The organism is Paraburkholderia sp. A1RI_3L (assembly GCF_048957895.1).
Taxonomy (GTDB): Bacteria; Pseudomonadota; Gammaproteobacteria; order Burkholderiales; family Burkholderiaceae; genus Paraburkholderia; species Paraburkholderia kururiensis.
Genome location: NZ_JARCHA010000002.1, coordinates 430575 through 444041 on the forward strand (window position 1 = coordinate 430575; position 13467 = coordinate 444041).

The window sequence follows — 13467 nt, forward strand, 5'->3', positions numbered from 1 at the left end:
CAAGCCACGAATCAGGCGTCGGCCCGAGCCTCGAATCCAGCCGCCACGGAGCACCGGTGATTCATCCGCGCCTCACGCTCGCGCTCTCCCTCATGGAAGCGCTCGCCATCTTCGCCTACGCCATCTCGGGCTTGATCGAGGCGCGCAAGCGCCGGCTCGACGCCGTCGGCATGTTCCTCGTCGCGATGGCGAGCGCATTCGGCGGCGGCACCGTGCGCGACGTGCTGCTGGAGCGCCGGCCGTTCTACTGGGTCGAGCATCAGGACTACGTCATCGCGATCTTCGTGCTCTCGCTCTTTGCGCCGTTGCTGCTCAAGTGGGCCACGCGGCTGATTTCGGAGCGCATGCTGCTCGTGGCCGACGCCATCGGCCTCGGGCTCTTCAGCATTTCGGGAACGTCGCTCGCAATCGACGCCCAGTTGCCCTGGTTCACCTGCGTGATGATGGGCGTGGTGACGGGTGTCTTCGGCGGCGTGCTGCGCGACGTGCTCTGCAACGACGTGCCACTCATCCTGCGCGACTCGCGGCCCTATGCGACCTGTGCGTTCGCGGGCTGTTGCCTCTACGTGCTGCTCGCCCGAAGCAGCTTCGACAACGTCTATAGCGTACTGATCGCGACCGCCTTCATTCTGCTGGCGCGGCTCATCACGTTCCGGCTCGACGTGCGGCTGCCGCATTGAGCCGCGCGCGTTTCACACGAATACGGCGCACCAAACGAATCGAGGCGCCCGGCTAATGCCTGGGCGCCTCGATTCACATCACAACCCTCTCTCGCCGATCAAGCGATCCGCTCTTCCGTCGCCGGATCGAACAGCACGGCCTTCGACACATCGAACAGCAGCGTCATGTTCGAGAGCGGCTGCGGGTTCGAACCCGGGTGCACGCGGCTCACGATGCGCTTGCCGTTCACCTGCGCGAACACGAGCGTGTCCGGGCCGGTCGGCTCGATCACGTCCACCTTCACCTCCACCGCCTGCAACTCGCCGCCGTGGCCGTTGTGCGAGCTGCGCGCATCGGTAATGCGCTCGGGACGCAGGCCCAGAATCACTTCGCGGCCCACGTGCGACTTCAGCTTGCCCGCCTCGAACGGCAGGTTCAGCACGGAACGGCCGACGCCCGTGTCGAGCTCGACGCCCACGCCCGTGCCCTGCTCCACCAGCTTGCCCTGAATGAAGTTCATGGGCGGCGCGCCGATGAAACCGGCGACGAACAGGTTCGACGGCGAATCGTAGATGTCCTGCGGTGCGCCGAACTGCTGGACGATACCGTCCTTCATCACCGCGATGCGATCGCCCAGCGTCATCGCTTCGATCTGGTCGTGCGTCACGTAGACGATCGTCGTGCCGAGGCGCTGATGCAGCAGCTTGATTTCCGAACGCATCTCGATACGCAGCTTCGCGTCGAGGTTCGAGAGCGGTTCGTCGAACAGGAACATCACCGGGTCGCGCGCAAGTGCGCGGCCCATCGCCACGCGCTGCCGCTGGCCGCCCGAGAGCTGGCCCGGCTTGCGGTCGAGCAGGTGCTGGATCTGCAGCATCTGCGAGACGCGGTCCACGATGCGGTTCTGCTCGTCCTTCGGCACCTTGCGGATGTTGAGGCCGAACGAGATGTTGTCGCGCACCGTCATGGACGGATAGAGCGCGTACGACTGAAACACCATCGCGATGTCGCGGTCTTTCGGCGAGAGGTTGTTCACCACCTTGCCGTCGATCGAGATCTCGCCCTTCGTGACCGTCTCGAGGCCCGCGATCATGTTGAGCAGCGTCGATTTCCCGCAGCCCGAGCCGCCCACGAGAATCAGGAACTGCCCGTCTTCGATGTCAATGTTGACGCCCTTCAGAACCGGCACCCCGTTCGGGTAGGTCTTGTACACGTCACGGATGGAAAGACTTGCCATGCTGTGAATCCTCTTCTCTCTGATAGGGTGTCAGCCCTTCACCGCGCCGGCGGTGAGGCCGCGCACGAAGTAGCGGCCGGCGATCACGTAGACGAGCAGTGTGGGCAGCGCGGCGATGATGGCGCCGGCCATGTCGACGTTGTATTCCTTCACGCCGGTGGACGTGTTGACGAGGTTGTTCAGCGCGACCGTGATCGGCATCGAATCGACGCCCGAGAACACGATGCCGAACAGGAAGTCATTCCAGATCTGCGTGAACTGCCAGATCAGGCAGACCATGAAGATGGGCAGCGAAACCGGCAGCAGGATGCGCGTGAAGATCGTGAAGAAACCCGCGCCGTCAATGCGCGCCGCCTTCACGAGTTCGGCGGGCACGCTCACGTAGAAGTTGCGGAAAAACATCGTGGTGAACGCGATGCCGTACACCACGTGCACGAACACGAGACCCGTGATGGTGTTGGCCATGCCGAACATGCCTTGCACGCGTGCCATGGGCAGCAGGATCACCTGGAACGGAATGAAACAGCCGACCAGCAGCATCGTGAAGAGCGCGTCCGCGCCGCGAAAGCGCCAGTGTGTGAGCACGTAGCCGTTGAACGCGCCGATCAGCGACGAGATCAGCACCGCGGGCACCACCATGCGCACGGAGTTCAGGAAGAACGGCTTCATGCCGTCGCAGCGCACGCCCGTGCAGGCTTCGCTCCACGCCTTGACCCACGGCGCCACGGTCCAGTGCGACGGCGGCGTCAGCAGGTTGCCGGTACGCAACTGGTCGATGTCCTTGAACGACGTGGACACCATCACGTAGATCGGGAACAGGAAGTAAAGCGCGAACAGGATCAGCGCCGCGTAAATGACGGCGCGGCTGATCGTCATTCCAGTACGCGCCGGGCCGCTCCCAAGCGTACTGGAAGCCCCTGCGGGGGGCAGCGAACGCGGGGGTTGTTGCACGTCAGGCTGCATTGCGGGTGCTCCTCGATTCCATATACATGAGCGGCACGAGCACCGCGACGACCGTGGCCAGCATCATCACCGAAGACGCCGCGCCCACGCCCAGCTGTCCGCGGTTGAACGAGAACGTGTACATGAAGATGGCGGGCAGCGACGACGACGTGCCGGGGCCGCCGGCCGTCAGCGCGACGACGAGGTCGAAGGTCTTGATCGTGATGTGGCAGAGAATCAGCAGCACGGAGAAGAACACCGGGCGCATGCTGGGGATCACGATCTTGCGGTAGATGGTGGGCAGCGTCGCGCCGTCCACCTGGGCCGCCTTGAAGATTTCGCTGTCCACGCCGCGCAGACCGGCGAGAAAGAGCGCCATGACGAAGCCCGTGGACTGCCACACGGCGGCAATCACGATACAGAAGATGGCCTTGTCGGGGTCGCCCAGCCAGTTGAACGAAAAGCTCGTCCAGCCCCAGTCGTGCATCACTTTCTCGAGGCCGAGGCCGGGGTTCAAGATCCACTGCCACGCTGTGCCCGTCACGATGAACGAAAGCGCCATCGGATACAGGAAGATCGCGCGCAGCGCGCCTTCGTTGCGAATCCGCTGGTCGAGCAGGATGGCGAGAAACAGGCCCAGCGCCACGCAGATGCCGATGAACGGGATGCCGAACCAGCCGAGGTTCTGCGCCGACGTCCACCACACGTCGTTCTGGAAGAGTTCGCTGTAGCGGGCGAACCCGACGAAGTCGTAGCGCGGCATCAGTCGCGAGTTGGTGAGCGACAGATAGCCGGTGATAAGAATGAAACCGTAGATGAAGACCAGGCTGATCGCGATGCTGGGCGCGAGCACCAGCTTCGGAATCCAGCGGTCGGCAAGCGCGGCCATGGGCGACGCGCGGCGGGCCGCGGCGTTCTTTCCGTTTCCGCTAAGAGAGGCAGCCACTACTCGACTCCTGAGCTATGCCGGCGCCTCATGCTGCGCCAGCTGATGTGACTCTGTTGCACTGCAACCGCTCAACGAAACGCCCGGTATGCGCGAGCGTACACCGGGCGTTCCGTATTGCACATTTACTTCGTCTTTGCCGCCTTCGCGAGCGCTTCCACCGCGCTCTTCGAGTCTTGCGACGAGTTCATGAACTTCGTCACGACGTCGGTGATGGCGCCAGCCGTGGCATCGGGCTGAGCCATGCCGTGCGCCAGCGACGGCACGTAGCCGCCCGACTTGATGGCCGTCTGCTCATCCGCGTAGGACTTCTTCGCGCAGTCGTCGAACTTGGCCATGGACACGCCGAGGCGCACCGGGATCGAGCCTTTGTAGAGGCTGAACTGTTCCTGGAAGGCCGGGCTCATGATGGTCTTCGCGAGCGCGAGCTGGCCCGGCGTTGCGGCGCTTTGGCCCTTCTGCTGGAAGAACACGAACGAGTCGACGTTGAACGTGTAGGCCTTCTCCGTGCCCGGCACCGCGGCGCAGATGTAGTCGCTACCCGGCTTCTTGTTCGCGTTCGCGAACTCGCCCTTCGCCCAGTCGCCCATGAACTGCATGCCGGCCTTGCCGTTGATGACCATGGCCGTGGCGAGGTTCCAGTCGCGGCCCGTGCGGCCGCTATCGAAGTAACCCTGGATCTTGCGCACCGTATCGAACACCTGGAGCATCTTGTCCGAGGTCAGCGTCTTCTGGTCGAGGTCGACCAGCGCCTTCTTGTAGAAATCCGCGCCCTGCGAGAGAACCACGTCTTCCCACAGCGTCAGGTCTTGCCACGGCTGGCCGCCCATCGCGACCGGCATGATGCCCGCGGCCTTCATCTTGTCGGCAACGGCGAAGAATTCCGGCCACGTGGTCGGCACCTTGCCGCCCACCTTGTCGAGCGCCGCCTTGTTGATGTACAGCCAGTTCACACGGTGCACCGAGAACGGCGCGGCAACGTAGTGGCCGTCCGCGTGCATGATCTTGTCGATTTCAGGCGGCAGGTTCTTCTTCCAGTCCGTTGCGGCCGAATCGATGTTCACGAGCACGCCCTGCTGCGCCCATTCCTGGATCAGCGGGCCCTTGATCTGCGCCGCGGTGGGCGCGTTGCCCGAGATCACCTGCGTCTTGAGTGCCGTCATGGCTGCCGCACCCGCACCGCCCGCCACCGCAAAGTCCTTCCAGGTGTAGCCCTGCTTCTGCATGTCGTCTTTCAGGACGCCGACCGCCTTCGATTCGCCGCCCGAGGTCCACCAGTGCAGCACTTCGACCGACTCGGCCGCCTGCACCGCCGACACGCCACACATCAGACCTGCGGCGCACAGGGCGCCCATGATCGCACGGAATTTCATTGCTTATCTCCTCCAGACACCTGAACAAAAAACGATGAGCCCCTGATGTCGCCAGGGTGCGATGGTTGGTTCAAACAGGCAAAACACTGGGCGGTCGGGCGTCGGTGCTGACCTGCGGATGCAGGGCCGCGTGCCGGTGTCCGGCCGCGGGACGCTCAAGAGATGAGTGGTTCGGAATGCAACTGACTGTCTCCTCTTCTGGTTTTCGCCAGCACCGGGTACGTTGCCCGATCCGGTGGCTGGCCCGAGGTACCGCGTGCGTCACACGGAGCGATCCTTGCATCACGGCGGCCCGGCAGGCGAGCCATACAATGCGCGAGTGCGTTGTCCGTTAACATGCAGGAACGTTCCGCTCCTTCGGGAAAACACGTACACCGCAGGCGGCGCACGGCTTTTTTATCGAATGAGCGTTACCTCTTGATTTGGATTGTAGTTAAACTACAATTCAGTGTCAAAAAAAACTTTATCGGACTACGGCCGCGTCTGACGGCCCTCAAGGACTGGCGACGGAGACTCATGCAAACCGATTCAAGCTTCACCTTCGTGCTGTTCGGCGGCACCGGCGACCTGTCGATGCGCAAGATCCTGCCGGCCCTCTATGAAGCCCACCGCGCGGGCCTGCTCGCCGAAGCCGGCAAGATCGTCGCGGTCGCGCGCCACGAGGACAATCGCGACGCGTACCTCGCGTGGGTCAACGAGCACGTGAAGCCGCATGTCTCGAAGAACGGGCTCGACGAGGCAGCGTGGACGAGTTTTCTCGAGCGTGTGCTCTACGTGAAGCTCGACCTGTCGCGTCCCGAAGACTTCGGCGTGCTGCGCGACGCAGTGGGCACGCTGCCCGGCATCCGCGTGTTCTATCTCGCCACCGGCCCGTCGCTCTTCGTACCGATCTGCCGCGCGCTCGCTTCGGTAGGGCTCAACGAAAACGCGCGCATCGTGCTCGAAAAGCCGCTCGGCTACGACCTGCGTTCGTCGAACGCGATCAACGACGCGGTGGGCGAAATCTTCGCCGAAGGCCAGATCTACCGGATCGACCATTACCTCGGCAAGGAACCGGTTCAGAACCTGCTCGCGCTGCGCTTCGGCAACGCGCTCTTCGAGCCGCTGTGGCGGCGCGAATGGGTGGAGAGCATCCAGATCACCATCGCCGAAGAACTCGGCGTGGAAGGCCGCGGCGACTTCTACGACAACACCGGCGCCTTGCGCGACATGGTGCAGAACCACCTGCTCCAGCTGCTCTCCATCATTGCGATGGAGCCGCCGCATTCCATGGACGCCGACGCCGTACGCGACGAGAAGCTGCGCGTGCTGCGCTCGCTCAAGCCCATCGACCCGCGCGACATCAGCAAGGTCGCGGTGCGCGGCCAGTATCATGCGGGCGGCATCCGCGGCACGCCGGTACCGGCCTACTCCACCGAGAAAGGCGTGAAGCCCGACAGCACGACAGAAACGTTCGTTGCCCTGAAGGTCGAGATCGAAAACTGGCGCTGGGCCGGCGTGCCCTTCTTCCTGCGCACCGGCAAACGGCTCGCCGACCGCGTCGCGGAAATCGTCGTGAACTTCCGCCCCGTGCCGCACTCGGCGCTCGGCGCGACGGCATTGCGGCCCGGCGCGAACCGGCTCGTCATCCGCCTGCAGCCCAACGAAACGATTCGCCTGTATTGCCTCGCCAAGCAACCCGGCGAAGGCATGAATCTCGCCAGCGTCCACCTCGACCTCGCGTTCGACCAGTTCTTCCGCGAAGGCCAGATGGAGGCGTACCAGCGTCTGCTGCTCGACGTCATCAGCGGGCGCCTCGCGCTTTTCGTGCGGCGCGACGAGCAGGAAGCCGCATGGCGCTGGGTCGAGCCGATCCTTGGCGAGTGGGCCAACTCGAACAAACCGCCGAAGCCGTATGCGGCGGGCACCTGGGGACCGGCGGCATCGAGCGCGATGCTGGCACAGCACGGCACCTGCTGGCTGGAAGAAGAGAATTGATGAATTCGCGCGGGGCGATGGCCCTCGCGCGGAACGCGTAACCTGCGTCGTTCCGCGCGGCGGCCGCACTGCATGATCCGCCCCGCACCACAAGAAAGCAGCATGGAGGAGAAGTGATCGAGCTTCACGCTTTCGACGACCCGCGCGTCCAACGCGACGCGCTGGCGAGAGCGGTGGGCGACGCATTACAGGCGTCGCTTGCTGCTCAGGCGGCCGCGCCCGTGACCGGCGCACGCCACGCAACGCTTGCCGTTTCCGGCGGCACGAGCCCCCGTCCGTTCCTGCAGGACCTCTCGACCCATGCCTTCGACTGGGCGCACATCGACGTGACGCTCGTGGACGACCGCTGGGTGCCCGAGACCGACAGCGCGAGCAACGCGCGCCTCGTGCGCGAAACGCTGCTGCAAAACGCGGCGCAGCACGCGCATTTCCTGCCGCTCGTCGACGTCTCGCAGACGCTCGATGCCCACGTGGCCGCGCTCAACGCCGACGCGCAGCGCAAGCTGCCCGACGTCGCGGTGCTCGGCATGGGTGAAGACGGCCACACCGCGTCGATCTTCGCGGATGCGCCCGAATGGGACTTCGCGATCTCGACGCCGCGGCCGTTTGTCGCCGTGCATCCCGGCAACGCGCCGCATGCGCGCGTGAGCTGGTCGCTCAGCGCGTTGAAGCAGGTGGATCGACTGTTCCTGCTGATCGCGGGCGAGCGCAAGCTCGAAGTTCTCCAACAGGCCGCCGCGGTCCAACAAAAAAACGCCATTTCGATGTTGGCGAACGACAAGGGAGTGAGACTCGATGTCTACTGGTGTGCAAACTAGAACAGCCCCCGGCGCGGGCCAGCACGCCGACGGACCGAGGCTGCTCGCCGACATCGGCGGAACCAACGCACGCTTCGCGTTGGAGACGGGACCGGGCGACATCTCGCAGGTCATGGTCTACCCCTGCGCCGAGTACCCGGGCGTAGCCGAGGTCATCAAGAAATACCTGAAGGACACGAAGATCGGCCGCGTGAATCATGCGGCCATCGCGATCGCGAACCCCGTGGACGGCGATCAGGTCCGCATGACCAATCACGACTGGAGCTTCTCGATCGAAGCCACGCGGCGCGCGCTCGGCTTCGACACGCTGCTCGTCGTCAACGACTTCACCGCGCTCGCCATGGCGCTGCCGGGCTTGACCGACGCGCAACGCGTGCAGGTGGGCGGCGGCCAGCGCCGGCCCAACAGCGTGATCGGCCTGCTCGGGCCGGGCACGGGCCTTGGCGTATCGGGCCTCATTCCCGCCGACGACCGCTGGATCGCGCTCGGCAGCGAAGGCGGCCACGCGAGCTTCTCGCCGCAGGACGAACGCGAAGACCTCGTGCTGCAGTACGCGCGCAAGAAGTGGTCGCATGTGTCGTTCGAACGTGTGGCCGCGGGGCCCGGCATCGAAGTGATCTACCGGGCGCTCGCCGCGCGCGACAAGAAACGCGTTGCCGCTTCGCTCGATACCTCGGAGGTCGTCAAGCGCGCGCTGCAGGGCGACGAGCTCTCGGCCGAAGCCGTGGAATGCTTCTGCGGCATTCTGGGCACGTTCGGCGGCAACATCGCGATGACGCTCGGGTCGCTCGGCGGCATCTATATCGGCGGCGGCGTGGTGCCGCGGCTCGGCGAGTTCTTCGAGCGCTCGTCGTTCCGCCAGCGCTTCGAGGCGAAGGGTCGTTTCGAGACCTATCTCGCCAACATTCCGACCTACGTCATCACCGCCGAATACCCGGCGTTCCTCGGCGTCTCGGCAATTCTCGCGGAGCAGTTGTCGAATCGCGCGGGCGGCGGCTCGTCGGCCGTGTTCGAGCGCATCCGCCAGATGCGCGACGCGCTCACGCCCGCCGAACGCCGCGTGGCCGACCTCGCGCTCAACCATCCGCGCTCCATCATCAACGACCCGATCGTGGACATCGCGCGCAAGGCCGACGTGAGCCAGCCCACCGTGATCCGCTTCTGCCGTTCGCTCGGCTGCCAGGGGCTCTCGGACTTCAAGCTCAAGCTCGCCACCGGTCTCACCGGCACGATTCCCGTGAGCCACAGCCAGGTGCACCTGGGCGACACCGCTACGGACTTCGGCGCAAAGGTGCTCGACAACACCGTCTCGGCCATCCTGCAGCTGCGCGAGCACCTGAACTTCGAGCACGTGGAACGCGCCATCGAACTGCTCAACGGCGCGCGGCGCATCGAGTTCTACGGGCTCGGCAACTCGAACATCGTCGCGCAGGACGCACACTACAAGTTCTTCCGCTTCGGTATCCCGACGATCGCTTACGGCGACCTGTACATGCAGGCGGCGTCCGCGGCGCTGCTCGGCAAGGGCGACGTGATCGTGGCAGTGTCGAAGTCGGGCCGCGCGCCGGAACTGCTGCGCGTGCTCGAAGTGGCAATGCAGGCGGGCGCAAAGGTGATCGCGATCACCTCGAGCAATACGCCGCTCGCCAAGCGCGCAACGGTGGCGCTCGAAACCGATCACATCGAGATGCGCGAGTCGCAGCTTTCGATGATCTCGCGCATCCTGCACCTGCTCATGATCGACGTCCTCGCGGTGGGCGTGGCCATTCGCCGTGCAGCGCCGGACGCCGAAGTGAGCGAGGCGGTGGCACGAGCCCGCGAAAGCGCCGACGACGACGCGAGCGCGGTGCTCGACTGGCTGAGCCACGGCGCGGCGTACTCGGGGAAGGACTAGGAACGGCGGGCGGCTGAGCGCATGCCGCTGCCGCCCGCACGATGAAACAACAAGGGCCGTGATGCTTCGTTGCATCACGGCCCTTTTGTTTTGTGTGCCCGGGTCGCTTCCCGGCCATCGCGTGCGCAGTGCGCAGCCTTTAAGGTGCGACGCGTCCCGTCGCCGACCCCGAGACCGGCCGGTCATGCCAGCGCACGAGCAGCAGACGGCCCGTGTAGCACAGCAGCCCTGCGGCGCCGATCGTGAAGCCCATGCCCGTGGGCGTCGTGTCGTGCCAGAGTCCGACCACGATGCTCGCCAGCGCGCCCAGCGCGAGCTGCATTGCGCCGAATACGGCCGCCGCAGCGCCGGCATTGTGCGGATAGCGATGCATCAGGTCGGTCGCGCAGTTTGCCGACAGCAGCCCGACCACGCCCACCACGAAGAACAACCCCGCAACGATCGACCACAAACCGCCCCACCCCGTCACGCAGACGAGTGCGACGAACAGCGACGCGATGCTGCTCACGGTGGCCGCCACGGAGATGAGCCGCAGCGAGCCGAAGCGACCTACGAAATGCGTGTTGAGGAAGTTGCCGATCATGATGCCGAACACGTTCGCGCCGAAGAAGAAGCCGTAGCGCTGCGGCGAGACGTGAAAGTGTTCGATGTACACGAACGGCGTGGCGGAGATGTACGTGAACATCGACGCGAACGCCATGCCGCCGCACAGCATGTGCCCCCAGACCACGGGGTCGCGCAGCAGCCGGCCGTACGCAGCGAACGACTTCAGCACGGCCGGGCTTGCACGCTTTTCGCGCGGCCACGTCTCGGGCACCCGCAGCCACGCGGCGGTAGCGCACAGCGCGCCGAACAGCGTCAGCACGGCAAACACCACGCGCCAGCCACCGAGCAAAAGCAACTGGCCGCCAATCAGCGGCGCAAGCAGTGGCCCGACCGCCGTGACGATCGCGACCATGGAGAGCACGCGGGCCGCGTCGGCGGGTTCGTGGGCATCGCGCGCAATGGCGCGAGCCAGCACCGACGCCGCGCCGGCGCCGAGCGCCTGGAGAAAACGCACGAACACGAGCGAGCCGACCGAGAACGAGAACGCGCAGGCCACGCTCGACAGCGTAAAGAGCGCGATGCCGCCGAGCAGCACCGGCCGCCGGCCATAGGCGTCCGAAACCGGGCCGTACAGCAGCATGCCGATCGAAAAGCCTGCCATGAAGCTCGTGAGCGTGGACTGCGCCACGCCGGGCGCCACGCCGAATGTTTGCGCGATGGCGGGCAGGCTCGGGAGATACATGTCGGTAGCGAGCGGCCCGCACGCGGCAAGCGCACCGAGCAGCAGGATCAGCCGGGCATCGGGCCGGCGTCTGACGACGTGAGACATGGGAATCCGGAAGAATCGGCCCGTTCCCGCAACGCTACGGCGGCGGTTCAGGCCTTGTGAAAGGCGGAGCAGAGCCGATTGTAACCCGGTGCTTAATCCGCACGCGGCTTGCCACTTCGATGCGTTAAGCTCGCGGTTTCCTTCCCCTTGCGCCTCGAAATAGCCAGCATGACCGCCTTCCTGTTGATCTGGAGCCCGAAGAAGTGGCCGTGGCCCGAACTGCCGGACGTGGCGCGGCGCGTTGCCGCAGGCGAAGCCGTCGCCGACGTCTGGGGGTGCGGCTTCGCCCGCGGCATCCTGCCCGGCGACCGCGTGTTCCTGCATCGCGTGGCGTCGGAGCCGCGCGGCCTGTTCGGGTCGGGATACGTCACGCGCGCGCCCTACGAGGTGCCCGATCCCGCCTACAAGCGTGGCTATCGGCTCTGCATCGATTTCGTCTACGACTGGCTCGTCGATGCGCACGAAGAAGTCGTGATCGGGCGCGAGGCGCTGCGCGAACATCCGTTTTCCGTGCAGACCTGGGATGCGCAGAGTTCGGGCACGACCATCAAGCCGATTGCCGAAGGGGCGCTCGAAAAGCGCTGGGCGGCGCTCACGGGCAAGCGGCCCGGGCCGGGGTCGCTGCCGGCGGGGCCGTCGCCCCGGCGGCGGTAGCGCGCGCCACAGGGAGCGGCCCGGCTCGCGGCGCGGGAGTCCGGTACAATTTCGAGGAACTATCCGGTCGCCGCGCCTCGCCGGGCGCGCCCGGGCATCGGCAGCAGGGAACGCGCGGCAAGGCGCACGAAACAAGACGCACCACCCCGTGCACACAAGACGCCCACCGCAGCGACGACGCCCTTCATTCACGCCCGACGCGCATTTCAACGCTCATTCAACGTCACAGCAGGTCAGGTCACTCATGTCCAGCACCCAGTCCAGGAATCAGGCTCTCTTCGAACGCGCACAGCGCACCATCCCCGGCGGCGTCAATTCGCCCGTGCGCGCTTTCCGTTCCGTGGGCGGCACGCCGCGCTTCATCGAACGCGCAGAAGGCCCGTACTTCTGGGATGCCGACGGCAAACGCTATATCGACTACATCGGCTCGTGGGGCCCCATGATCGTAGGCCACGTGCATCCCGAGGTGCTGGAAGCGGTGCAGCGCACGCTGGTGAAGGGCTTCTCGTTCGGCGCACCCACCGAGGCCGAAATCGAGATCGCCGAGGTGATCTGCAAGCTCGTGCCGTCGATGGAACAGGTGCGCATGGTGTCGAGCGGCACCGAGGCCACGATGAGCGCGCTGCGTCTTGCGCGCGGCTTCACGAACCGCAGCCGCATCGTCAAGTTCGAAGGCTGCTATCACGGCCATGCCGACAGCCTGCTCGTGAAAGCGGGCTCGGGGCTGCTCACGTTCGGCAATCCGACTTCGGCGGGCGTGCCCGTCGACATCGCGAAGCACACCACGGTGCTCGAGTACAACAACGTCGCCGCACTCGAAGAGGCGTTCAAGGCATTCGGCAACGAGATCGCGGCCGTGATCGTCGAACCCGTGGCCGGCAACATGAACCTCGTGAAGGCGACGCCGGAGTTCCTCAACGCACTGCGGCGCCTCACGAACGAGTACGGCGGCGTGCTGATCTTCGACGAAGTGATGTGCGGCTTTCGCGTGGCGCTGGGCGGCGCACAGCAACTCTTCGGCATCACGCCGGACCTCACGTGCCTCGGCAAGGTGATCGGCGGTGGCATGCCCGCGGCGGCATTCGGCGGCCGGCGCGACATCATGGCTCACCTTGCGCCAACGGGCGGCGTCTACCAGGCGGGCACGCTGTCGGGCAATCCGGTAGCGGTGGCGGCGGGCCTGAAGACGCTCGAACTGATCCAGGCGCCGGGCTTCTACGAGCGCCTTGGCGCACAAACGGCGCGGCTCGTGGGCGGCCTCGCCGATGCGGCGCGCGAAGCCGGCGTGCCGTTCGCGGCCGATTCGCTCGGCGGCATGTTCGGCCTCTATTTCACGCAGCACGTACCCGAGAGCTTTGCCGACGTCACGAAGAGCGACATCGCGCGCTTCAACGCGTTCTTCCACAAGATGCTCGACGCCGGCGTGTACTTCGCGCCGTCCGCGTACGAAGCGGGCTTCGTGTCGAGCACGCATGGCGACGACGTGATCGACGAGACGATCGACGCTGCGCGCGGCGCGTTCGCCGCGCTCGCTGCCTGATCGATGCCCGCCTTGGCGGCCCTGCCGCCGTGCCTTGCTCGCCCTTACTGA

The 13467-nt window shown here is 65.6% G+C and carries 11 protein-coding genes; 6 read left to right on the forward strand and 5 right to left on the reverse strand.

The features are described from left to right. Positions 1 to 59 precede the first annotated feature (59 nt). Positions 60 to 680 carry a trimeric intracellular cation channel family protein gene (locus PXJ20_RS08060; protein WP_026121375.1) on the forward strand — a complete coding sequence of 207 codons (621 nt, stop codon included), beginning with the start codon at positions 60 to 62 and terminating at the stop codon, positions 678 to 680. Positions 681 to 778: 98 nt separating this feature from the next. Here the strand turns inward: PXJ20_RS08060 and PXJ20_RS08065 are convergent, their stop codons facing one another. From PXJ20_RS08065 to PXJ20_RS08080, 4 genes are all read right to left on the reverse strand, one after another. Then, entirely contained in the window at positions 779 to 1897 is a 1119-nt protein-coding gene (locus PXJ20_RS08065) for an ABC transporter ATP-binding protein (protein ID WP_017774513.1), read from the reverse strand. Between the two features lie 30 nt (positions 1898 to 1927). Next, positions 1928 to 2773 (reverse strand): carbohydrate ABC transporter permease, encoded by an 846-nt coding sequence (locus PXJ20_RS08070; RefSeq protein ID WP_017774512.1) that lies wholly within the window; start codon positions 2771 to 2773, stop codon positions 1928 to 1930. 76 nt (positions 2774 to 2849) lie between these two features. Next, positions 2850 to 3785: a carbohydrate ABC transporter permease gene (locus tag PXJ20_RS08075; protein WP_026121374.1), complete on the reverse strand. Its 936-nt coding sequence runs from the start codon at positions 3783 to 3785 to the stop codon at positions 2850 to 2852. A gap of 125 nt (positions 3786 to 3910) precedes the next feature. Continuing rightward, positions 3911 to 5158, reverse strand: coding sequence for an ABC transporter substrate-binding protein (locus PXJ20_RS08080; protein ID WP_017774510.1), 1248 nt, complete (start codon positions 5156 to 5158; stop codon positions 3911 to 3913). 516 nt (positions 5159 to 5674) lie between these two features. Between PXJ20_RS08080 and zwf the strand changes: the two genes are divergently transcribed. From zwf to PXJ20_RS08095, 3 genes are all read left to right on the forward strand, one after another. After that, on the forward strand, positions 5675 to 7135 hold the full coding sequence (gene zwf / locus PXJ20_RS08085; protein ID WP_017774509.1) for a glucose-6-phosphate dehydrogenase: 1461 nt from the start codon (positions 5675 to 5677) through the stop codon (positions 7133 to 7135). A 113-nt stretch (positions 7136 to 7248) separates the two neighbouring features. Continuing rightward, a complete protein-coding gene (gene pgl, locus PXJ20_RS08090) occupies positions 7249 to 7953 on the forward strand; it encodes a 6-phosphogluconolactonase (protein WP_126876715.1) in 705 nt (234 codons plus the stop codon). Then, a complete protein-coding gene (locus tag PXJ20_RS08095; RefSeq protein ID WP_421029721.1) occupies positions 7931 to 9847 on the forward strand; it encodes a bifunctional transcriptional regulator/glucokinase in 1917 nt (638 codons plus the stop codon). Before pgl ends, PXJ20_RS08095 begins: the two co-directional genes overlap by 23 nt. 139 nt (positions 9848 to 9986) lie before the next feature. On the opposite strand, the gene PXJ20_RS08100 is transcribed toward PXJ20_RS08095, so the two are convergent. Further along, entirely contained in the window at positions 9987 to 11222 is a 1236-nt protein-coding gene (locus PXJ20_RS08100; protein WP_126876716.1) for a Bcr/CflA family multidrug efflux MFS transporter, read from the reverse strand. Positions 11223 to 11390: 168 nt separating this feature from the next. Here PXJ20_RS08100 and PXJ20_RS08105 point away from each other — a divergent pair, with 168 nt between their 5' ends. Then, entirely contained in the window at positions 11391 to 11876 is a 486-nt protein-coding gene (locus PXJ20_RS08105; protein WP_413212324.1) for a hypothetical protein, read from the forward strand. A gap of 244 nt (positions 11877 to 12120) precedes the next feature. Next, a complete protein-coding gene (gene hemL / locus PXJ20_RS08110) occupies positions 12121 to 13416 on the forward strand; it encodes a glutamate-1-semialdehyde 2,1-aminomutase (protein ID WP_277596736.1) in 1296 nt (431 codons plus the stop codon). The last annotated feature ends 51 nt before the right edge of the window (positions 13417 to 13467 follow it).

Coding starts and splice junctions, on each gene's coding strand:
- PXJ20_RS08065 (WP_017774513.1), bottom strand. CDS start 1,897: ATGGCAAGTCTTTCCATCCGTGACGTGTACAAGACCTACCCGAACGGG.
- PXJ20_RS08070 (WP_017774512.1), bottom strand. CDS start 2,773: ATGACGATCAGCCGCGCCGTCATTTACGCGGCGCTGATCCTGTTCGCG.
- PXJ20_RS08080 (WP_017774510.1), bottom strand. CDS start 5,158: ATGAAATTCCGTGCGATCATGGGCGCCCTGTGCGCCGCAGGTCTGATG.
- zwf (WP_017774509.1), top strand. CDS start 5,675: ATGCAAACCGATTCAAGCTTCACCTTCGTGCTGTTCGGCGGCACCGGC.
- PXJ20_RS08095 (WP_421029721.1), top strand. CDS start 7,931: ATGTCTACTGGTGTGCAAACTAGAACAGCCCCCGGCGCGGGCCAGCAC.
- PXJ20_RS08100 (WP_126876716.1), bottom strand. CDS start 11,222: ATGTCTCACGTCGTCAGACGCCGGCCCGATGCCCGGCTGATCCTGCTG.
- PXJ20_RS08105 (WP_413212324.1), top strand. CDS start 11,391: ATGACCGCCTTCCTGTTGATCTGGAGCCCGAAGAAGTGGCCGTGGCCC.
- hemL (WP_277596736.1), top strand. CDS start 12,121: ATGTCCAGCACCCAGTCCAGGAATCAGGCTCTCTTCGAACGCGCACAG.